Source organism: Pseudomonas sp. P42, from assembly GCF_017973755.1.
In the GTDB taxonomy this organism is placed as follows: domain Bacteria; phylum Pseudomonadota; class Gammaproteobacteria; order Pseudomonadales; family Pseudomonadaceae; genus Aquipseudomonas; species Aquipseudomonas iridis.
The window spans coordinates 35,367-56,437 of sequence record NZ_JACOPU010000009.1 but is presented as its reverse complement, the minus strand read 5'-3'; the positions used below and the strand labels follow the sequence as shown (position 1 = coordinate 56,437).

The 21,071-nt window shown below is 59.3% G+C and carries 22 protein-coding genes; 10 read left to right on the top strand and 12 right to left on the bottom strand.

Annotated elements, in window-relative coordinates; translation table 11 throughout:
• Positions 1-176: 176 nt before the first annotated feature.
• The 3 genes from H8B20_RS25920 to H8B20_RS25910 form a co-directional block, all read right to left on the bottom strand.
• Entirely contained in the window at positions 177-1,289 is a 1,113-nt protein-coding gene (locus tag H8B20_RS25920; protein WP_210624991.1) for a succinylglutamate desuccinylase/aspartoacylase family protein, read from the bottom strand.
• Positions 1,290-1,425: 136 nt separating this feature from the next.
• Positions 1,426-2,205: an ABC transporter substrate-binding protein gene (locus H8B20_RS25915; protein ID WP_115146805.1), complete on the bottom strand. Its 780-nt coding sequence runs from the start codon at positions 2,203-2,205 to the stop codon at positions 1,426-1,428.
• Positions 2,206-2,542: 337 nt separating this feature from the next.
• Positions 2,543-2,971, bottom strand: a complete 429-nt coding sequence (locus tag H8B20_RS25910) for a rhodanese-like domain-containing protein (protein ID WP_115146804.1) — start codon at positions 2,969-2,971, stop codon at positions 2,543-2,545.
• A 102-nt stretch (positions 2,972-3,073) separates the two neighbouring features.
• Between H8B20_RS25910 and ftrA the strand changes: the two genes are divergently transcribed.
• The 3 genes from ftrA to H8B20_RS25895 all read left to right on the top strand — a co-directional run bounded on the left by ftrA (position 3,074) and on the right by H8B20_RS25895 (position 4,975).
• Complete coding sequence (ftrA, locus tag H8B20_RS25905) at positions 3,074-4,048, top strand: transcriptional regulator FtrA (RefSeq protein WP_210624990.1); 975 nt, start codon at positions 3,074-3,076, stop codon at positions 4,046-4,048.
• A 247-nt stretch (positions 4,049-4,295) separates the two neighbouring features.
• Positions 4,296-4,631 carry a pyocin S6 family toxin immunity protein gene (locus H8B20_RS25900; RefSeq protein WP_342345725.1) on the top strand — a complete coding sequence of 112 codons (336 nt, stop codon included), beginning with the start codon at positions 4,296-4,298 and terminating at the stop codon, positions 4,629-4,631.
• Between the two features lie 8 nt (positions 4,632-4,639).
• Positions 4,640-4,975, top strand: a complete 336-nt coding sequence (locus tag H8B20_RS25895; protein ID WP_210624989.1) for a hypothetical protein — start codon at positions 4,640-4,642, stop codon at positions 4,973-4,975.
• 59 nt (positions 4,976-5,034) lie between these two features.
• On the opposite strand, the gene H8B20_RS25890 is transcribed toward H8B20_RS25895, so the two are convergent.
• Positions 5,035-5,373, bottom strand: coding sequence for an FKBP-type peptidyl-prolyl cis-trans isomerase (locus H8B20_RS25890; protein WP_210624988.1), 339 nt, complete (start codon positions 5,371-5,373; stop codon positions 5,035-5,037).
• A 144-nt stretch (positions 5,374-5,517) separates the two neighbouring features.
• Here H8B20_RS25890 and H8B20_RS25885 point away from each other — a divergent pair, with 144 nt between their 5' ends.
• Positions 5,518-6,582, top strand: coding sequence for a M4 family metallopeptidase (locus H8B20_RS25885; RefSeq protein WP_210624987.1), 1,065 nt, complete (start codon positions 5,518-5,520; stop codon positions 6,580-6,582).
• Positions 6,579-6,890, top strand: a complete 312-nt coding sequence (locus H8B20_RS25880; protein ID WP_210624986.1) for a protealysin inhibitor emfourin — start codon at positions 6,579-6,581, stop codon at positions 6,888-6,890. Before H8B20_RS25885 ends, H8B20_RS25880 begins: the two co-directional genes overlap by 4 nt.
• 48 nt (positions 6,891-6,938) lie before the next feature.
• On the opposite strand, the gene H8B20_RS25875 is transcribed toward H8B20_RS25880, so the two are convergent.
• Positions 6,939-7,247, bottom strand: a complete 309-nt coding sequence (locus tag H8B20_RS25875) for an RcnB family protein (RefSeq protein WP_042559713.1) — start codon at positions 7,245-7,247, stop codon at positions 6,939-6,941.
• Positions 7,248-7,537: 290 nt separating this feature from the next.
• Here H8B20_RS25875 and H8B20_RS25870 point away from each other — a divergent pair, with 290 nt between their 5' ends.
• The 4 genes from H8B20_RS25870 (at position 7,538) to H8B20_RS25855 (ending at position 12,576) form a co-directional block, all read left to right on the top strand.
• On the top strand, positions 7,538-8,134 hold the full coding sequence (locus tag H8B20_RS25870; protein ID WP_210624985.1) for a LemA family protein: 597 nt from the start codon (positions 7,538-7,540) through the stop codon (positions 8,132-8,134).
• Between the two features lie 22 nt (positions 8,135-8,156).
• Positions 8,157-10,112, top strand: coding sequence for a M48 family metallopeptidase (locus tag H8B20_RS25865; RefSeq protein ID WP_210624984.1), 1,956 nt, complete (start codon positions 8,157-8,159; stop codon positions 10,110-10,112).
• 391 nt (positions 10,113-10,503) lie between these two features.
• Positions 10,504-11,796, top strand: coding sequence for an MFS transporter (gene tcuC, locus H8B20_RS25860; protein WP_210624983.1), 1,293 nt, complete (start codon positions 10,504-10,506; stop codon positions 11,794-11,796).
• 12 nt (positions 11,797-11,808) lie between these two features.
• Entirely contained in the window at positions 11,809-12,576 is a 768-nt protein-coding gene (locus tag H8B20_RS25855; RefSeq protein WP_210624982.1) for a substrate-binding domain-containing protein, read from the top strand.
• Here H8B20_RS25855 and H8B20_RS25850 read toward each other — a convergent pair.
• Positions 12,566-13,480 (bottom strand): LysR family transcriptional regulator, encoded by a 915-nt coding sequence (locus tag H8B20_RS25850; protein WP_042559717.1) that lies wholly within the window; start codon positions 13,478-13,480, stop codon positions 12,566-12,568. The two genes, H8B20_RS25855 and H8B20_RS25850, sit on opposite strands and share 11 nt — an antisense overlap.
• A gap of 184 nt (positions 13,481-13,664) precedes the next feature.
• Between H8B20_RS25850 and H8B20_RS25845 the strand changes: the two genes are divergently transcribed.
• Positions 13,665-15,473, top strand: coding sequence for a monovalent cation:proton antiporter-2 (CPA2) family protein (locus H8B20_RS25845; protein ID WP_210624981.1), 1,809 nt, complete (start codon positions 13,665-13,667; stop codon positions 15,471-15,473).
• Positions 15,474-15,601: 128 nt separating this feature from the next.
• On the opposite strand, the gene hcnC is transcribed toward H8B20_RS25845, so the two are convergent.
• From hcnC to H8B20_RS25815, 6 genes are all read right to left on the bottom strand, one after another.
• Positions 15,602-16,861, bottom strand: a complete 1,260-nt coding sequence (gene hcnC / locus H8B20_RS25840; protein ID WP_047300592.1) for a cyanide-forming glycine dehydrogenase subunit HcnC — start codon at positions 16,859-16,861, stop codon at positions 15,602-15,604.
• Positions 16,854-18,263 carry a cyanide-forming glycine dehydrogenase subunit HcnB gene (hcnB, locus tag H8B20_RS25835; protein WP_042559720.1) on the bottom strand — a complete coding sequence of 470 codons (1,410 nt, stop codon included), beginning with the start codon at positions 18,261-18,263 and terminating at the stop codon, positions 16,854-16,856. The genes hcnC and hcnB overlap by 8 nt, the downstream gene beginning before the upstream one ends.
• Entirely contained in the window at positions 18,260-18,574 is a 315-nt protein-coding gene (locus tag H8B20_RS25830) for a (2Fe-2S)-binding protein (RefSeq protein ID WP_042562120.1), read from the bottom strand. The genes hcnB and H8B20_RS25830 overlap by 4 nt, the downstream gene beginning before the upstream one ends.
• Positions 18,575-18,815: 241 nt before the next feature.
• Entirely contained in the window at positions 18,816-19,355 is a 540-nt protein-coding gene (locus H8B20_RS25825; protein ID WP_042562121.1) for a hypothetical protein, read from the bottom strand.
• A 226-nt stretch (positions 19,356-19,581) separates the two neighbouring features.
• Complete coding sequence (locus H8B20_RS25820) at positions 19,582-20,523, bottom strand: hypothetical protein (protein WP_047300589.1); 942 nt, start codon at positions 20,521-20,523, stop codon at positions 19,582-19,584.
• A 191-nt stretch (positions 20,524-20,714) separates the two neighbouring features.
• Positions 20,715-21,044 carry a YdcA family protein gene (locus H8B20_RS25815; RefSeq protein WP_210625115.1) on the bottom strand — a complete coding sequence of 110 codons (330 nt, stop codon included), beginning with the start codon at positions 21,042-21,044 and terminating at the stop codon, positions 20,715-20,717.
• Positions 21,045-21,071: the final 27 nt, after the last annotated feature.

Genomic DNA, 21,071 nt, shown 5'->3' with positions numbered 1-21,071 from the left:
CACCGGGTGCAGGGTTAGGGGGGAGCCTAACATCCTGAAGCGAGGATCCAAATGTTGTGGTGCCGCTGATGCCGCCATCGCTGGCAAGCCAGCTCCCACAGGGATCTATGGTGCTCACATAACCTTGTGGGAGCTGGCTTGCCAGCGATGAGGCCAGCAAATACAGCAAAAATCGGTCAGTCGTTAGTCAATTTACCCGTGCGAAACGGTACCCGCCCCGCCACTTTCGCTTGCCAGATCCCCGGCTCGGTGTAACGCCCGCGATCAATCGCAAACAACACCCCGCTGGTTCCTGCACACACGGTGGTGACGCGATCTTGCAATGGATCCACCACCTCGAACAACGCATCCCCCTGCTCTACCCACTCGCCCGCCGAGCGCAGAAAACTCACCACACCATGGTGCGGCGCGAAGAGGTATTCGGTGCCTTCGAATGGCATGCCTTCGCAGCATTCGCCTGGCGCCGCCGGCCACTCACCGCTGATGAAACCCTGCTCCGCCAGAAACCCGAGAATCGCTTCGCAATTGGCCTGCGCCTGGTCGACCCGGGTATCGCCCATGCTGCCCAGCTCCAGCGTGGTCGCGAGGTTGGCCGCTGGAATTGCCGCGTCCGGGAAGGCTCGTGCCAGACGCAGCCACGGCGTCGAACAGGATTCATCGAACGAACTGCCGCCGGAATCTTCACACAACAACGCCACGCCAGCCTTCAAGCGCGCCGCCAATGACTGCCACTGCGGCCAGTGCTGGGGCAACGCATACAGGTGGATTGAGGCTTCGAAATCGCAGTGCAGATCGAGGGTGATATCGGCATCGCAAGCGTGGCGCAACAACAAACGATGCAGGGCTTGCAGTTGCGAGGCCGGGGCCGGCAGATCATCGAAGACCTGGAGCATGGTCTGGCGGATCAGCGCGATATTGGCGTCGGCATCAGAACCCAGGCGATCACCGACCAACGCTGCCACAGGCGCACTGAGTTCGACGAACGCACGGTTGAAGTTCTTGCCGCTGCCCAATTCGAAGCGGCCCATGTGATTGCCTTGCAGATGCTGATCGAGTCCGATCGGGTTAGCCACCGGCACCAGTTCAATCACACCTTGCAAACGACCCTGCGCTTCTAGTGCATTCAGGCGTTGCTTGAGTTCCCACGCGGTGCGCATGCCCGGCAGTTCATCGGCGTGCAGGCTGGCCTGGATGTACACCTTGCGGGCACCCGCGCCGTAACGAAACACGCTGAGGGAACGTTCGCTGCCCAAATGGCTCCAGGGCAGAAGATGGTCGATGCGTTGCATAAGAAAACTCCGCGAACTCTGTAGGAGCTTCCGCAGGCTGCGGCAGCTCCTACATTGGAAAGGTGTTGTGCAGGATAAATCATGGGCATAAAAAAAGTGGCCACCGCGCAAACGGGGCCACTTTTTCTACGGCGTATTAATGGCCGTACACGTCAAAGTCGAAGTACTTGTCCTGCACTTTCTTGTACTCGCCGTTGGCGCGGATTTCAGTGATGGCTTTGTTGAACTGCTCAGCCAGGGCCGCATCGCCCTTGCGCACTGCAATCCCGGCGCCGCCGCCGAAGTATTTGGCGTCTTCGTAGGTCGGGCCGACAAATTCGAAGCCTTTACCCGCGTCGGTTTTCAGGAAACCGTCGCTGAGATTGACCGAGTCGGCCAGCATCGCGTCCAGACGGCCAGACGTCATGTCGAGGTTGGCTTCCTGCTGCGAGCCGTAACGCACCAGATCGATCCCGGCCGGCACCAGCACTTCGGTGGCGAAACGGTCGTGGGTACTGGCGCGCAGTACACCGACTTTCTTGCCTTTGAGCTGGGTCAGCGGATCGGTGACATTGGAGCCGGCCTTCATCACGAAGCGGGCCGGTGTGTGGTAGTACTTGATGGTGAAATCGACGTTTTTCTTGCGGTCGTCAGTGATGGTCATCGAGGACAGGATCGCGTCGATTTTCTTCACTTTCAGCGCCGGGATCAGGCCATCGAATTCCTGCTCGACCCAGGTACATTTGACTTTCATCTGCTCACACAGCGCATCGCCGATATCCACGTCGAAACCGGTGAGTTTGCCGTCAGGGGTTTTCATCGAGAATGGCGGATAACCGGCTTCGATACCGATGCGGATCGGCTTGGCGTCTTCGGCCACAGCGGTCAGGGACAACATCGACAGTGCCAGGGCACCGAACATCACTAGCTTCTTCATTTATTACTCCTGTGTGCGGAGGCTTTTATTGGCAGCTTTCGATTCAGCGTTCGGTCATGGCCATATAGCGGCAAAAAACCGAAGTGGTCGGCAGTCTATGGCGGCGCGCACAGGGCAAATTGTTTTTAAGCGACAATTACTTACAGAACTTCGGCGCACTGATTGACCGGGGTCAACAGGTGCGCCGTCGTGGTGCAAAGACTGTAGGACAAGAGCATTTCCAGCGCAGAAATACGCTGATTTCCATGTAGAAGCTGCCGCAGGCTGTGATCTTCTGATGTGGTTTTTTTACCGCAAGATCAAGAGATCGCAGCCTGCGGCAGCTCCTACAATGGGATCAGCATTCGCAGCCGATTGCGGTTTTGGCGGCTTGCTCAACGCTCAATTGAAAACCTTCGTCGAGCCAACCTGTCACGCCACCGATCATCTCCTTGACCGGGTAATCCAGCGCCGCCAGTTTCACCGCAGCCTTGTTCGCGCCATTGCAATGCGGGCCGGCGCAATAGACCACAAACAGCGTAGTTTTTGGGTAACCCGCCAAACCTTCAACGGTCAGCCGCCGCGTTGGAATATTGATCGCGCCCGGTATATGACCTCGCTCGAAGGCCACTGGTCCGCGAACATCGACCAGCACAAAGTCGACCGCACCGGCCTCAAGACTGCTGAACACGTCGGAACAATCGGTTTCGAACGTCAGACGACTGCTGAAATGCATGAGGGCGATGGCCGACGGGGCGGCAGGGATTTCGCAAACCAGGCTGGTCATAAGGTGTTGCTCCTTCATCTGAGTGGGTGTGAACAGACTTTATCCAGCCAACGCTTATCGCTAAAGTGGCGCACAAGACACCCACCGGGAATTTTCCGCCAAATGCCTACTTCACCAGGTTTGGTCGCGATTCTGGCCTACGACGGCCTCTGCACATTCGAGTTCGGCATTGCCGTGGAGATCTTCGGGCTCGCCCGGCCGGAGTTCGACTTTGCGTGGTACGAGCATGCAATTGCGGCGGTCGATCAAGGCCCGATGCGCGCCATGGGCGGGATTCAGGTGCTGGCTGACGGAGGATTAGAGCTGCTGACCGAGGCCCGCACCATCATCATCCCCGGCTGGCGCGACCGGAATGCTGCGGTGCCTCCACCGTTAATCGACGCACTGTGCCGAGCCCATGCCCACGGTGCGAGATTGCTGTCGATTTGCTCAGGTGTGTTTGTGCTGGCAGCCACCGGCCTTCTCGACGGCTATGGCGCCACCACTCATTGGCGTTACACAGCGGAACTGGCGCAGCGCTTTCCAGCCATTGCAGTCGATCCGGATGTGCTCTACGTCGACTCCGGCCAGTTGATCACTTCGGCAGGCAGCGCGGCCGGCATCGACGCCTGCCTGCATCTGGTGGCGCGCGACTTTGGCACGCAGGTCGCCAACTCGGTGGCGCGGCGGCTGGTGATGTCGCCGCAGCGTACCGGCGGTCAGGCGCAATTCATTCCGACCCCTGTCAGCCAGACGCCGCGTAACGATCTGTCACGCGTGATGCAGTGGGCGCGCGAGCGCTTGCACGAGCCGTTGGAGGTGCGCGACCTGGCGAGTGAAGCGGCGATGAGCGAGCGAACATTCCTGCGGCGCTTCACCGAGGCCAGCGGGCAATCGCCCAAGGCGTGGTTGCAGCATGAGCGGTTGGCGCGGGCGCGGGAGTTGCTGGAGAGCACTGACCAACACACCGAGCAGATTGCCGAGCGCTGCGGTTATCGGTCGGTGGAGAGTTTTCGGGTGGCGTTTCGCGGGGTGGTCGGCGTGCCGCCGTCCGTGTATCGCGAGCGCTTTGGGCGGGGTGTCAAAACCATTTCCTGAGTTGATGTTGAAGCCGCCTTCGCGAGCAGGCTCGCTCCCACAGTGGATCTGCGGCGTACTCAATTGCCATGAGCCACCGCAATCAACTGTAGGAGTGAGCCTGCTCGCGATAGCGTTCTTTCTGCACTCGATTATCCGAAAGCCAAACCCCAGGAAGGCTTAAACCATGAAGGAACATCACTCCGGCTTCCAACGCTTCTCAAGTGTCTGAGATGCTCTGGAAGACACGCCGCAGGATGCTGCCAATATGCGCACGCTGGCCAATCTGATGCGCGCGCTCTCACGAGAGAACTTCCCCGTGAGACCAACCACTTCAATGGGTGAGGCAGACAGCAGGCTACCAATGTTTTTATGGATTAGCGTTTTTTTAAAAGGTGACGAGGAAGACGACTCCTTAAAATACGAGTTTACAGTCGGGCCGGAGTTTGAGCCTGCAGTCTTGGCTGCAATGGGTTGGAAAGGACTTGATGGAAGTCCCGACGGTGAATGGTTGCTGACACCCGAGCAAGCTCAAAAAATCGGCATGGCGGTTAACGAGCAGTTGCCATCGGGACTCGATCTTTTCATTGGTGTCAGGGGTTAACTTTGCCTATGAGCCTCATCTGCCAAGATCCATCGATAGACCACGACGAGGCCATAAAGCTTCTTGCCAGCGGCACCGATGCAAACGTGGTCGCTGCGCTCGTTTCCATTGGCTTGAATGAAACCGACAGAAACTGGGCTCAGGGCATCTGCCTGAGATACCTGACAAACCAAACTGAATCCATTGTGGCCTCGGCGGCTACGGCGCTCGGACACATCGCTCGCAGGCATGGCGAACTGGATACTGAAACAATTTTTGCTGCACTCGAATCAGTCAAGCGAACGCATCCTTCGCTGCAAGGGATCATTGAAGACACGCTCGACGATATAGACGTATTCACCTGATCAACCCTGATGGGATTTGGATGAAGTAACGAACTTCATCCAAATCGGCGCCCATAATCTCAATCCTCCCGCGTCAAAACCTCCAACAGCTCAATCTCGAACACCAGATTCGAATTCGGCGGAATTTTGCCCATGGTTCGTTCTCCGTACCCCAGATGCGCCGGCACCAGCAGTTTGCGTTTACCGCCCACCTGCATGCCCATCAGGCCCTGATCCCAGCCCTTGATCACGCGGCCGGTGCCGATCACACACTGAAAAGGTTTGCCACGGCTGTAGGAAGAGTCGAACTCGGTGCCGTCTTCCAGCCAGCCGGTGTATTGGGTGGTGATCAGCGCACCTTTGACGGCAGCTTTGCCCTCGCCCGGTTGCAGGTCGATGATTTGCAGTTCGTTCGTCATGGCTGTTTCACTCAGTCGGGATGGCCCGGTCGGGGCACGGACGGCGTTTTTCGCAGAATTCGTTGCCGATGGCAATGCACGGAACCGAAACACGCCGCGCGGCTCACATGTGTATCGACATCGTATTTAGCCAAGGAAGCTCTGATGACCGACTCACGTTTGCTGCGCAGTTTCATTCCGCCGTACATCCTCAATCGCATCATCGCCCACGGTTCGGAGCCGCAACGGACAGCGGCGATGCGCACCCTCAATCACGTACGCAGCCTGTTGCCCAATCCCGGCCCGCCTTCGCGTCCGTTGGCCCAGGCAATCCTGCCGCCATCGAACAAACCCGGCATCGCACAGCGCAGCATCCATGATGCACAAAACAAAATGTTGCTACCGGGGATGGCGGTGCGGCTGGAAGGCCAACAGGCGACCGGGGACCCGGCGGTCGACGAAGCTTATGATGCGTTGGGCGCCAGCTATGATTTCTTCTGGAAGGTGCTGGGCCGGGACTCGATCGACAACAAGGGTTTCGCCCTGATCGGCAGCGTTCACTACGGCCAGGGTTACGAAAATGCCTTCTGGAACGGCGCTCAGATGGTATTCGGTGATGGTGATGGCGAAATTTTCCAGCGCTTCACCCGCTCCCTGGACGTCATTGCCCACGAGCTGGCGCATGGCGTCACAGAAAGCGAGGCGGGACTGATTTACGCGAATCAATCAGGTGCTTTGAATGAGTCACTGTCAGATGTGTTTGGGATTTTGACCAAGCAATATGTACTCAGCCACACGGCGGAGCAGGCTGACTGGCTGATAGGCGCTGATCTGCTGATGCCACAAATCCACGGAAAGGGACTGCGCTCGATGTCGCATCCCGGCACGGCTTATGACGATCCGCTGTTGGGCAAGGATCCGCAACCGGATCACATGCGCAAGTTCGTCATTACCACCGAAGACAATGGTGGCGTGCATATCAACTCAGGGATTCCCAACCGGGCGTTCTATCTGGCGGCTCGAACCTTGGGCGGTTTCGCCTGGGAGAAAGCCGGGCGGATCTGGTACGACACGCTGTGCGACAAACGCTTGAGTCAGGACGCAACGTTTGAGGCATTCGCCGGGTTGACGGTCGAAAACGCTGGCAAACGCTTCGGTGCCAGAGAGGTGACTGCGGTGCGTGAGGCCTGGGCTCAGGTCGGTATCGAATTGGTCGTGGAGGTTGTATGAAAATTCTGCCCGAGTTGGGTGACGATTCCGTGGTGCGGGTATCACGTCAGGGTGGCGTGGCGGCCATTCATAGCCTGAGCCGCCCCCGTGAAATCGAATTCGCTCAATGCGACATCAGCGAACGCACCCGAATCTGCTCGGTATTGGAGGGCTGTCTGCCGCTCGATAGCATCGAAACCGGACGCGGCGATCAGCGTTTCTATCAGATAGAAGTGCGCTACCCGTCCGGGGAAATGGTGCTGAAAGTGCCGGAGGATCAGGCGCCGGGGGATCTGGTGCATCTTTGGGACAAGGGACAGTTGCTGTAAGCGCAGAACTGCAAAATCAGCCATCCGTGGCTGATCATCTGAAGCGGCTTAACGCTCTACCGGCTGCATCTCGACAATCGTCCCGTTGGTGATCATCACCATCACGTACTGATCTTTGATCTGCACCCACTGCGCTTGCTCAACCGGTGCTTTCAAACCTTTCGCTTTCCAGTTCTTCAAGGCTTTGTCGCTGCGTTGATAAACGTCTGGCGCGCGGTCGTTGATCTTTAGTTCGCGATCACTGACGGGGGACTGGACGGAGGGATCGTTCGAGGTTTGCGCCGCTTGAACAATCGGGCTGATCCCGGCAATGCCGGCGACCAGGGCCAGGCTGGCGAATAGGGTTTTGCTGTTCATCGGTGAACCTCCAGAGATATGTGCTACCTGTACTCCGACTGCGCGGCGGCGAAATCATTCCTTGTTTTTTGTTTGGATTAGCAGGGGGATTTCTTTCGTTAGACAGGCCGTCGTCGCTGGCAAGCCAGTTACAAAACTTGAGCTCCCTACAGATCTGTGTGGGAGCTGGCTTGCCAGCGATGGGGACGGCACTTCCAATACATTGCCATGCCCGAAAACACGGCTGTCGCGAGCAGGCGTTTGCGCTAACATGCCGCGCCCCTTTCTGCCGCGTGAACAAGGACATCACCGTGAACAGCACCCTCATTATCATTCTGGTCGTTGCCGGGCTCCTCGCCCTCTATGCCATCAAACTCTTCAACGATCTCGTCGCCCGACGCAACCAGATCAAAAACGCCTTCGCGCAACTGGAAGTACAACTCAAGCGCCGCTACGACCTGATCCCCAATCTGGTGGCCACTGCCAAGGGTTATATGGCCCATGAGCGCGAAACGCTTGAAGCGGTGATTGCTGCGCGTAACAGTGCGGTAGCCGGTTTGCAGGCGGCTCAAGCGCATCCGGGTAATGCGCAGAATATGGCGCAACTGGGTCAGGCCGACAGCGCATTGAGCGGTGCCATGGGCCGGTTGAATGTCACGGTCGAAGCCTACCCGGATCTCAAAGCCTCACAAAACATGCAGCAACTGAGCGAAGAGCTGAGCAGCACCGAAAACAAAGTCAGTTTCTCCCGCCAGGCCTACAACGATGCGGTGATGACCTACAACACGCTCAAGCAAAGTTTCCCCGCCGCCTTGTTCGCCCCGCTGTTCGGCCACGGTGCCGATGCATCGCCGCTGACGTTTGCCGACAGCGCGGCCATTCAGGAAGCTCCAAAGGTTTCGTTCTGACCCCTGGCCAACGGATGGCGAAATGAATTTTTTTGAACAACAGCGTCAAGCCAAGCGACGCACCCTGCTGCTGATTTTTTTGATGATGCTCGCGGTACTCAGCCTGATCGCGATGTCTTGCCTGCTCATGGTCATTCCGGTCGAGGATGGTGACGGAAACGTCATTATGGATCTGGAGCTGAATCGGCAACTGGTCGGCACCGTGTCGGCGGTGATCATCAGCATTGTGTTGATGGGCAGCCTGTCGAAACACTGGGAGTTATCCGAGGGCGGCAAAGTGGTTGCGCGGCGTCTCGACGGCCGGCTGATCAACCACAGCGCGCAAACGCTTGAAGAGCAGCGTTTGCTTAACGTGGTGGAAGAAATGGCCATCGCCTCCGGCACCGCGGTGCCTTCGGTGTACTTGCTGCCCGATCTGGGCATAAACGCTTTCGCTGCGGGACTCACGCCACAGAATGCGGTCATCGGCGTCACCCAGGGCGCGATCAATCTGCTGACCCGCGAAGAGTTGCAAGGGGTGATCGCCCATGAGTTCAGCCACATCTACAATGGCGACATGCGCCTCAATACGCGGCTGGTCGCCATCGTCCACGGGATCATGGTACTGGGGTTGACCGGCTCCTATATCCTCCAGGGCACGGAGCACGTCGGTAAAACGCCAGCGAGTCGCAACAAGTTCGTGGCTATCCCGATGTTGATCGGTTTTGCACTGTTGATTGTCGGTATCACGGGGACGATATTTGGCAATCGGATCAAAGCTGCAATCAGTCGGGAGCGTGAGTTTCTGGCCGATGCCACCGCGGTGCAATACACCCGCAATCCGCAAGGCATCGCCGGTGCGTTGAAGAAAATTGGCGGTTATGAACTCGGCTCGGCCATCAAATCCCCCCGGGCCGAGGAATACAGCCACCTGTATTTCGGACCGGGCGCCACAAGCTCTGGCTCGTTGGCATCGCATCCGGATCTGAATGAGCGAATCCGCCGGGTCGATGCGCAATGGGATGGCAGTTTCAGCAAGATCGCAGCACCGCTGACCGAGCTCCAGCCCACTGTCGTTCTGCCAGTACCCGATGCGTTCGGCGGCGTGCCTGCTGCGGCCATGGAGGTGCTTTACGACATGAACTCGATTCAGGCTTCCGTTGCCGCCATCGGCGCGCCGCAAGCCGAACATCTGATCGAAGCGCGGCGCATGCTGGAAGACATTCCGCAATCGCTCAAAGCGGCGGCCCGCACTGTCGAGGGCGCGCAGGCCATCGTTTACGGACTGCTGCTGTCGCGCTCGGTTTCCTTGCTGGGCGTGCAACTGGAGATACTGCGCGAGGCAATCGACGACAACATGTTCAGCACCCTGAATCTGCTGCGTGAACCTTTGTCGTCGCTCAATCCTGGCCTGCGTCTGCCATTGCTGGACCTGGCCATTCCTAGCCTGCAACAACTGGGCAAAAAACCATTCGCCAAGGTCAAGCACAACCTGAATCTGTTGATCGAAGCCGACAACGAAACCGAGCTGCTGGAGTGGACGCTGTTACGGATTGTCGAGCGCAATGTCGAGGGCGCCGCACCTGCGCAGTTCAAGTTCGGTTTGTTCCAGTGCGCCGAAGAACTCATGGCGTTGCTCACCGCACTCGCCCGCGCCGGGCAGCAGAACATGCCGGCAGCATCGCAGGCACTGCAATTTGCCTGGCAAGGCCTGACGTTCGAACGGCCACAGGAAATGCGCGTCGAGCTGGAGGACCTGACAGGGCTGGAAGCGGCGATCAAGCGCCTGCGCCACCTCATGCCAGAGGAGCGGCCCGCCCTGCTCAACGCCATGACCCGTTGCGTGATGCACGACGGCGTCGTCACTGTGGCAGAGGCAGAGGTGTTTCGCGCGGTGGCGGATTTGCTCGATTGCCCGCTACCGCCGCTGCTGACCGCACAAGCCTTGGCGGATGACAGCGTTAGCGAGCCTGCTCGTGACGAAGTCAGCGTCGCCTGACCCACCGCCATCGCTGGCAAGCCAGCTCCCACAGGGATCGAAGGTGAACTCACTATTTGTACACGTTGCAAAGACCTGAGGGCTGGACCGCCAGCCCCAAAAAGGATGGGTAATGCATTCAACAGTTGTGCACACAACAAAACCTGTGGGAGCTGGCTTGCCAGCGATGAGGCCGGCACAGGCAACATCTCCAGCGCCTGAACGCACGCCTTCGCGAGTAGGCTCGCTCCCACTGATGATCGCAATGCCAGCCCATTGATTCACTTTCGGCATCAATCCATGCCAACAATGCAATTAACAGATTGTTACATCTGCGCCACCATCCGCCTCAATAAAAACCGTGCGCCGCCTCCCCGTAGCGCACGTCATAAAAGCGGTGGAGTTCTTTTCTATGACAGCCTCAATCCCACACGGCGGCTCGCGGGCCGGTGCCATTTTCCGAGTGACCTCGGGTAACTTCCTCGAACAGTTCGACTTCTTTCTGTTCGGCTTCTACGCCACGCAGATCGCGGCGGTGTTCTTTCCGGCGAGCAGTGAATTCGCCTCCCTGATGATGACCTTTGCAGTGTTCGGCGCAGGCTTCCTGATGCGTCCGCTGGGAGCCATTGTGCTTGGTGCCTACATCGATGATGTCGGTCGGCGCAAAGGGTTAATTGTCACCCTGTCGATCATGGCCAGCGGCACAATATTGATTGTATTGGTGCCCGGTTACGAAACCATCGGCCTGTTCGCCCCGGCGCTGGTATTGATCGGGCGACTGTTGCAGGGTTTCTCGGCCGGTGCGGAACTGGGTGGCGTGTCGGTTTATCTCTCCGAGATCGCCACACCGGGCCGCAAAGGTTTTTTCACCGCTTGGCAGTCGGCCAGTCAGCAAGTGGCGATCATCGTCGCGGCTGCCTTGGGTTACGCGCTGAACGCGTGGATGGCGCCGGAAGTGGTTGCCGATTGGGGCTGGCGGATTCCGTTTTTCATCGGCTGCATGATCGTCCCGTTCATCTTTTTCCTGCGCCGTAATCTGGCGGAAACCGAAGAGTTCGCCGCACGCAAGCACCGTCCAACCATGGGCGAAGTGTTCCGTACCCTCGGTCAGAACTGGGGCGTGGTGCTCGGCGGGATGCTGATGGTCGCCCTGACCACCACCGCGTTTTACCTGATCACCGTGTACGCGCCGACCTTCGGCAAAACCGTGCTGCACCTGAGCACTTCCGACGCATTGCTGGTGACACTGTTGGTGGGTGTGTCGAACTTCTTCTGGCTGCCGATCGGCGGCATGTTGTCCGACCGCATCGGTCGTCGTCCGGTGCTGATCGCGATGTCGCTGCTGGCCTTGGCCACGACCTATCCGGCACTGTCGTACCTGGTGCAGGCACCGAGTTTCAGCCACATGCTGCTGTCGCTGTTGTGGCTGTCGTTTATTTACGGTTTGTACAACGGCGCGATGATTCCGGCGCTCACCGAGATCATGCCGGTGGAAGTACGCGTCGCCGGTTTCTCCCTCGCCTATAGCCTGGCCACAGCGATTTTCGGCGGTTTCACGCCGGCGATGTCGACCTTCCTGATTCAGTACACCGGCGACAAAGCCGCGCCGGGCTACTGGATGAGCATCGGCGCGCTGTGCGCATTGCTCGCGACGCTTTACCTCTATCGCCGCGCAGGCGGCCGTCTGCAACCGGCTACTGCATAAGGAACCACGACCATGAAAAAACTGTTGAATCTGGGCGCCCTCGCCCTGCTCGCTTTCAGCGCCCTGGCGCACGCCGAACAAGTAAACGTGATGACCTCGGGCGGCTTCACGGCGGCCTATAAAATCCTCGGCCCGAAATTCGCCGCGACCACTGGCAACACCCTCGACACCCAGTTCGGCCCGTCGATGGGCAAGGCGCCAGAGGCAATTCCCAATCGGCTCGCGCGTGGCGAGCATGCCGACGTGGTGATCATGGTCGGCTACGCCCTCGACGAATTGATCAAGCAAGGCAAGGTCGACCCGGCGTCGCGGGTAGAACTGGCGGACTCGCGGATCGGCCTGGTGGTACGCGCTGGCGCGCCGAAACCGGACATCAGCAACGTCGAAAGCCTGAAGAAAACCCTGCTTGACGCGCAATCGGTGGCGTACTCCGACAGCGCCAGCGGCGTGTACATCGAGCAGCAGTTGTTCAAGAAACTCGGCATCGAAGATCAGTTGAAACCGAAGGCGAAGATGATCGCGAAAATCCCCGTGGGCTCGGTGGTTGCCACGGGTGATTATCAACTGGGCTTCCAGCAGGTCAGCGAATTGCTGCCGGTGCCAGGGGTGAGTTTTGTGGCGAAGATTCCAGAGTCGGTGCAATCGGTGACGCGCTTCGCTGCGGGTATTCCGGTCAACGCGCAACATCCCGCCGAGGCCAAAGCGTTACTCGCCTACCTCGCTGCGCCGGCCGCAAAGGCTGACGTGCAGGCGACCGGGCTGGATTCGGTCAAGCGTTGATAATCGGCGGCTGGACTTTCATTTCCACCACCAGCCGCTCCAGTTCAAGTGCCGCCGGGGTCAGCGTGCGATCCCGGCGCTTGATAATGCCAACGCTGCGCATCACTTGCGGATCCGTCAGCGGTATCCGCGTCAGGATCGGATGATCCGGCCCCGGCATCGCCATCAGCGGCACCGCCGCTACACCCAACCCTGCCTCCACCAGGCCGATCATCGTCGTCACATGCCGGGTTTCGCAGATGCTCTGACGCTGCGGCACCACGCTGCTCAAGGCCTGATCGAGTAAAAAGCGGTTGCCGGAAGTCTTGTCCAGCGAGATGTAATCCTGCTGGTAGAACTCGTCCCACGTCACGCTGTTGCGCCCGGCCAACGGATGATCGCGACGACACGCCACGACATAGCACTCCTGCACAAGCGGCTCGAAGTCGACTTTGGCATCCTGCGTGCCCATAAAACTCAAACCGAAATCGGCCTCGCCATTAACCACGGCGCTCAATACGTCGTGGGCGCTGGAATCGAGGACTTTGACCTTGATGCGCGGGAACTGCTGGTGATAGCGCGCAACCACACGCGGCATGAAGTAGTACGCGGCAGAGGGCACGCAAGCGACGGTGACGTGGCCCAGTCGGGTCGAGGCGACTTCGCTGATGCCCAGCAGTGCAACGTCCAGATCGTCCAGCAAACGTTCGACACTCGGCATGAAACCGCGCCCGGCCTGGGTCAGGCTGACTTTGCGCGTGGTGCGCTCGAACAGTTTCACGCCAAGGGCGTCTTCAAGCTTCTCGATGCGTCGACTCAAGGCCGGTTGCGAAAGTCGCACGGTGTCGGCGGCTTTGCGGAAACTGCCCTGCTCGACCACGGCGCGAAAGGCTTGCAGGTCGTTAAGGTCGAAGTTGATGGCCATGGCGGGACTCGGGGATTGATTCGCTTGGGTTATAAATGTAACCAATTGATGCAATATGTTACAGATCTCAATCGCTCCTACGGGGAGATTGTGTTGATCATCCGAATCAGGGGGATTTGGTTTGACGAGGTTTCAGCCTTTATCCTTGTCGCCCCCCCGCCGCGCCGTTGTCAGGAGTAAACCCATGCCCCATGAAGGCAATTTGTTGCAAGCCGCCGTTGTTTTTCTGCTCGCGGCGGTGCTCACCGTGCCCTTGGCCAAACGTCTGCAATTGGGTGCGGTGCTTGGTTATCTGTTTGCCGGGGTGATCATCGGCCCGTCGGTGCTGGGCCTGATCGGCAATCCGCAGAGCGTGGCGCACATCTCGGAGCTGGGCGTGGTGTTGCTGCTGTTCATCATTGGCCTTGAGCTGTCGCCGCGACGCTTGTGGGTGATGCGCAAATCGGTGTTCGGTGTGGGTCTGGCGCAGGTGCTGCTGACCGCGACGGTGATTGGCGTGCTGGCGTTGGCCGTGTTCGGTCAGCCGCTGAACAGCGCGATTGTGCTGGGCCTCGGTCTGGCGCTGTCGTCCACCGCGTTCGGCCTGCAAAGCCTTGCCGAGCGCAAGGAGCTGACCAGCCCCCACGGGCGCCTGGCGTTTGCCATTCTGCTGTTTCAGGACATCGCCGCGATCCCGTTGATCGCGCTGGTGCCAATGCTCGCCGGTGTCGATCATCACACCAGCACTGCCGACGATGTACGGCATAGTTTGCAGGTGCTCGGTGGTATTGCTGTGGTGGTGATCGGCGGACGCTATCTGTTGCGGCCGGTGTTTCGCGTGGTGGCGAAAACCGGTCTGCCGGAAGTGTCGACTGCGACCGCGCTACTGGTGGTGATCGGCACCGCGTGGCTGATGGATCTGGTCGGTGTGTCGATGGCACTGGGGGCATTTCTTGCCGGTTTGCTGCTGGCCGATTCTGAATATCGCCATGAACTGGAGGCGCAGATCGAACCGTTCAAAGGCCTGCTGCTGGGGCTGTTTTTCATCAGCGTCGGCATGGGTGCCAATCTGAGTCTGTTGCTCAGCGCGCCGATTACCGTGCTGGGGCTGACGCTGTTGTTGATCGGCTTGAAGCTGCCGTTGCTGTTTGTGGTGGGACGCCTGGCCGGTGGCTTGAACAAGGTCAGTGCGATTCGACTCGGCATCGTGCTCGCGGCGGGGGGGGAGTTCGCGTTTGTGGTATTCAAGATCGGGCGCGATCAGGGTCTGTTCGAGCCGCGTCTGTATGACCTGCTGGTGCTGACTATCACCCTGTCGATGGCCGTGACGCCGTTGTTGCTGTTGCTTTGCGCAAGGCTGGTCAGCCCAAAAGTGCAACCGGTGGAAGTACCCGAGAAATTCCGCGAAATCGACACGGACACGCCGCGCGTGGTGATCGCCGGCATGGGCCGGATGGGGCAGATCGTTGCGCGGATTCTGCGGGCGCAGAACATCAAGTTTGTCGCCCTCGACACCTCGGTGGAAACCATCGAACTGTCGCGCAGTTTCGGTGGTGTGCCGGTGTTCTATGGCGACCCGATGCGCCCGGAAATTCTGCACGCGGCCAAGGTCGGTGAGGCGGAATATTTTGTGATCGCCACGGATGATCCGGAGACGAATATCAAGACCGCCGAGGTGGTGCGCAAGCTCTACCCGCACATGAAGATCATCGCCCGGGCCCGTAACCGTCAGCACGTTCACCGCTTGGTGGATGTTGGCGCCGAGGCGATTCGTGAGACGTACTACTCAAGTCTGGAAATGAGCCGGCGCACGCTGGTTGGCCTCGGGCTGACCCAGGCCCAGGCCGATGCGCGGATCAAACGCTTCAAGCACCACGACGAACAGGTGCTTGAGGCGCAACACGCGGTGTACGACGACGCAGCCAAAGTCCTGCAAACCGCCCAGGAAGCCCGGGCGGAACTGGCGCGTTTGTTTGAGTCGGATCAGCTTGAAGAAGAATCGCGCCAGCCCTGAGCCTTACGCAAATTCCAATGTGGGAGCGAGCCTGCTCGCGAAAGCGCTGTGTCAGTCAACACTTCGACAACTGACAGATTGCATTCGCGAGCAGGCTCGCTCCCACAGGGGATGGTGGCGGGCTCAGGTCAGGCAGGTTCTAACTCGAGCGTCTGCTTGACCGGCGCAGTCTCGAAGCGATCCGCCAGAAACGGCGTGATGTCCAATGGCAGCGGCTCGTCGTTGACCATTTTATCCAGCAGCACACCGGTAATGGCCGAGGTCAGAATCCCGGTACGGAAGTGCCCGCACGCATTCAGATATCCCTCCACTCCACGCATTCGCCCAAGAATCGGCAACTCATCCGGCGAACCTGGGCGCAGTCCCGCCCAGGTGCGTTTGAGGTTGACGTGCGCAAGCTCCGGCAAGCAGCGCACCGCCCCCTGCACCAGCCCGGCGATTTCCGGGTAGGTGGTGGTGACGTCAAAGCCTTTGTCTTCGGTGGTGCTGCCGATGAGGATCTCGCCGTTGTCCTTTTGCGCCACGTAGCAGTCGCTGGTGGTCAGGCAGCCGTTGAGGATTTTCGGCATGCGCTCGGTCAGCAGAATCTGCCCTTTCACCGGTTTCACCGGAATGCGGATGCCGGTCGCCCATTCGCTCAGGTCCGCCGCCCAGGCACCGCCGGCATTGATCAGCGTCTTGCAGTGGAACACGCCCTCCTCGGCCGTTTGTACGCCGGTGACCCGCGTGCCGTGGTGCAACACGCCGGTGACGTTGGTGTTGACGAAGATATCGACGCCATTCTGCCGCGCGCCCTCCATGTAGGCGTCGGCGAGGCGGAACGGGCTGACCTGATGGTCGCAGAGAAACTCCAGCGCCCCGCGTGCTTCATGACTGACGCTGGGCTCGGCTTCGCGCAGTGCGGCTTGATCGAGCCAGCGCACCTGATCGGCCAAATGCGGAATGCAGCCGACGATATGTTCGGCGTAGAGGCGGTCTTCATCGTCATAAATCACGAATTTGAGCCCGGTCTTTTCGAACTTGAAATCCATGCCGTGATTGTCTTTCAGTTCACGGTGCAGCGCCGGGTACAGCGCGTTGGACTGCAAGGCGAAATCAAAGAACGACTCTGGCAGGATGTGCGGCGTACTGGCGTCCACTGCCACCGCCGCGCCCTGGGTTTCGCGCTTGCGGTTGGCCGACATCATGCGGAAGAAAATCACCCCGCACCCCAGGCCCACCGACTCGCCGATCGCCCACAAACCACCGGCTGACGCGCGGGTCGCGTTGCCCGGACGCTTGGCGTCGATCAAGGCCACCTTGAGGTTTTTGCGTTTGGACAATTGATAGGCGCAGGACGCCCCGATTACACCGCCGCCGGCGATGACCACGTCGTAGAACTTACTCATGGGAAGCGGCCTCCGTGCCGACAGACTGGAATGCGGAAAAAGGAATCGGATCGATCGGGAAGCGCGGGCGCAGCCAGCCGACATCCTGACGTCCGGTGGCCTGACGCAAGCGGTCGCTGCAGTAGCCTACGCACATCCGCCCCTGGCAGTCGCCCATGCTCACGCGGGTGCGCATTTTCAGACTGGCAATGTCTTGCACGCCCTGCTCCAGCGCCAGATCGATGTCGGCGCGGGTCGCGTGTTCGCAGCGGCAAATCACTGTGTCGGCGTTCGGCAATGCGGTCTGGCCAACACCACGTTCGGTGTAACGATCCACCGCCGCGCGAAAACGCACGATGGATTTGAGTTTGCCCAGATAGCGGTCGCGGCGAACCTGCGCCAGATCCGCGTCGAGCACACCGCGTTGCAGCAGGATAGATGTCGCCGCGATCTTGCCGGCCAGCATCGCCGCTTCACCACCGCGAATCCCGCCCATGTCGCCGGCCAGATGGATGTGAGGCTGGTTGCTCTGCTGCCAGACATTTGAATGGGCGCGCAGATAACCGTCGTCGCTGAAGCCATGATCCAGGCCCATTTGCTGACTGAGTTGGGTGCGCGGAATAAAGCCGTAACCGACCGCCAGGGTCTGCGCCTCGAAGCGCTCGACACGGGACATGTCCGGCGTCCAGCTCTGCGAGTACGGCGCGACACTGACGCTTTTCAGTTCGCCTTCGCCGTGGGCTTCGACCACGCCCCAGCCGTAGTTCATCGCGATGCCGTGCAGTTTCAGGTAGGCGAGCATGCTCAAGCCGTCGAGGAACAATTGCGGCTTGTTCAGCAACGCCAGGCTTTCGCGGGCGATCTTGCCGAACGCGCAGGCCTCATACACGCCCGCGACTTTGACGCCCGACGCATGCAGCTGCGTGGCCACCAACGGCAGCAGTGGGCCGGTCCCCGCGATAATCACCGGGCCTCGCGGTTTGACCACGCCACTTTTGATTTGCAGTTGCAGGCCACCGAGCAGAATCACCCCTGGCAGGGTCCAGCCGGGAAACGGCACGCTGCGCTCATGGCAACCGGCCGACAGCAACAACTGTGGATACTCGATCTCGTGAAGCTGCTCGTCAGCGTCCAGCACTACCAGCGCGCGGGTGCCTTCGGCGCCGACCACACGGTGATTGAGGCGCACGTCGATCAACCCCGATTGCTCCAGGAAATCACCGTGCAGTTTGCCCAGCGCTTCGGAGTAACGTGGCCCGAGATAATCCAGCTGCACGCCGTCACGCAGCGGCCCGCGATAGACCACACCACCGAGGCGCGAGGCCTCTTCCAGCAAGGTGCAGCGCACGCCATGGCGCGCCAGTTCGATGGCCGCCGCCATCCCTGCCGGACCACCGCCGACGATCACCGGTTGCAGGCTCATACGACCTCCTGCCCGGCGATGCGGTTGACCTGGGTTTCGATCTGCATGCCATCACGCACGACAGTCTGGCAGGCACGGCGTTTATGCCGGCCATTGATTTTCACCAGGCAGCACTGGCACACGCCCATGCCGCAGTACGCGCCGCTGATCTGATCATGATCGTTGCGTGCAATCTGGCGCACGCCGAGGGACTGGATAACGCTGAGGACGGTTTCGCCGATGGCGGCAGTGACCGGTTGACCGTTGATGTGCACGGTCATATCCGCCTGCGCCAAGGGCTGGATATCGAAGGTTCTTTCTAGGCAGTGCATTGCGATGTTCATCCGTGAAAAGGTTCGGTTGAGGTTGTGTCAGCTCCTTGCTGCACTACACCTTGCGTCCCGTTTGATTCTTGACTCGGGCGGGCTCGCGAGGTACTCCGTCAGCGCAACGAGGTGCGCGCGAGAACAATGTAGTTCATGTTTTAGCAAAGGCCTGGATCATTTACGTTAGGCGATATCGCCAGCTGAAATATTGATCCAGGCCAGTGAAAGCAGTCGGATTGTTCAACGATCAGTTGGAGAAGACGAATTGGCCTTTGATCTTCTTTGCACCAATGAACCCAAGGTCGGGAAACAGTTTTGTCTTCAGCCAGGCAACGTAGAACACCAGTGCCAGAGTGATGCCCACCGCTATCGCCGTTGATACCGGATCCTCAGCGTAACCCTTGAACAGGCGCGACATCTGGCTGAGTGTCAGCAGGACGTAGGCGGTATAAGCCGCTGCGGAGTTTTTGTAGAACCCCCACGCAAACAAAAGCGGGATGCCGCCAGCGATCAGCATGATGCTCAAGACCACGCCAATGCTGAACGAATAGCCAAGCGTCAACGCCGCCAATGCAGTGAGCGCTGCCTGAACGCACATCAGTCCAACGAGGATTTTGATCTTCAGTGAATGGCGCTCGATGAGGACCGGATCCGGACGGCCAGCGATCCAGGCGGCCAACACCCGATCCTTGACCTTGCCGCCTGACAGCGCCTTGAAGGTTTCGGTCCTGGAGCGCCCGGCCTCGAGCATTTCCACCAACTGCCGTTTGATTTCCTTCTTGTCCAACGCATTCATCCTTAAACAGAACCTGAAGCGGCCCATCCGCTTGGGGCGCAGATTCTCGCTGTTGAACCCCCAGAAAGCAAAAAGCCGCTTCTACCCGAAGGTAGAAGCGGCCGAGGCATGAGCCTCAATAGAGCAATTAGTGTACGAACAGCGCAATCAGGATGATGATCGGGATCGGAATACCGAGGAAAAACAGCAGTAGTGAGCGCATGGTGATTCTCCCTATTTAACGAACTGGAGGCAGTGTGGAGGTAGTGGTGTAGGTGTCGACTTCAACGTACTCGACCGCATCCCGACGACGACCGCCGAAGATGGCTGCAAAGCTTGCGAAGAACGCACCGGCCAACAGCGCAACGAACATCCACAGCGAGGTCATGGCAGCGACTTTCGCGGCGGTATCGGCGGCTTGCTGAGCTTTCAGCTTGGCGTCGGCAATGGCTTTCTGAGTGCGGGCATACACTTCATCGACACGACGTTCGGCGTCGGCCTGACTCAGGTTGGTCCGCTGTGCAACCAGTTGTGCGAGGTAAGTGCGGTCTTCGGCGCTGAGCTGACCATCGGCCAGGCTCTGGGTGAAGATCCGGGCCACTGCACCGTGTGCAGCGTCATCACTGACGGACGCTGGACGGTCATCGCGGAACAGGTTGTCGATGTAGTAACCGTACTGGTTGCTATCGGTATTGGCTGCAGCCGTGCCGGCCGCCTGGGTCACGGCGCTCGCTGCACCACCGGCAACACTGGCACCGGCCTGCACGCCGCCGCTGATGACACTGCTGACCGAACCGACGACCAGCACGGCCGTCACCAAGGTCGCCACACACCAGGCAAGGAAGCCATGAGCGGTGTCGCGGAAATACACTTCGTCACCGTGCATGTTCGCCCACTTCACCCGCAGGCGGCCGGCGATGTAGCCACCCAGCCCGGAGGCGATGATTTGCGTCGCCGCCAGCCAGACAATCGTTGAAATGCCCAGGCCCTTGGCGCTGATGCCCTCCCCGGCCCAAGGTGAAACGGCAGAGAAACCCAACCCGAAGCCCAGCAGCACCAGAATCATCGACAGTGCAGCGGCCGCCGCAGCACCTGCGAAAATCGCGCCCCAGGACACCCCTGAAACGTTGCTCGACTCTCCTTCGTAGGCAGCATAAAAACCATCAGAGGATCTATTCATTGTTGTAGTGCTCCAGGCATGAAAAATGGTGTTACAACTCGTCGAGTGAGGAATTGCAGCGACCGTGCCAGTTGCGCGAATTTAATAAATCCTTTTATTTCAACACGTTAGAAAATCTGAACTTCTTAGGACGTTGCAAATTGCAACAAGTGGCTGAATTCAGCGGGTTTTATGCATTGGCCAAAAGACGATCACTTACGCTTGTAACTCTTGTTGCCGCTGGGGGTAAGACAGTACACCCCGCCCCGTGGCCCGGTGCAAAACGAACCCGTGCCACAGGCGCATCCATCGTCGCTTTGCAGCAGCGTTTGCGGTCGGCTCTGGCCCTGGCTGCCGTACATCGCCGCACAGCTTTTCTTCGAGCCACTGATAGAGCCGTCGTTGCACAGAAACAGGTCGCCGTCGCAGCGATCAATTCCACCTTTCTTGCCCGAGCACGGGGTATTGGCGGCGACTGCCGAAGCGCTGAGCAAGGCCAGCAACAAACCGATAAAAGGCATCCAGCCAAAGCGATTGAACATGCGCACGGAACCACTCCCTGTTGAGGT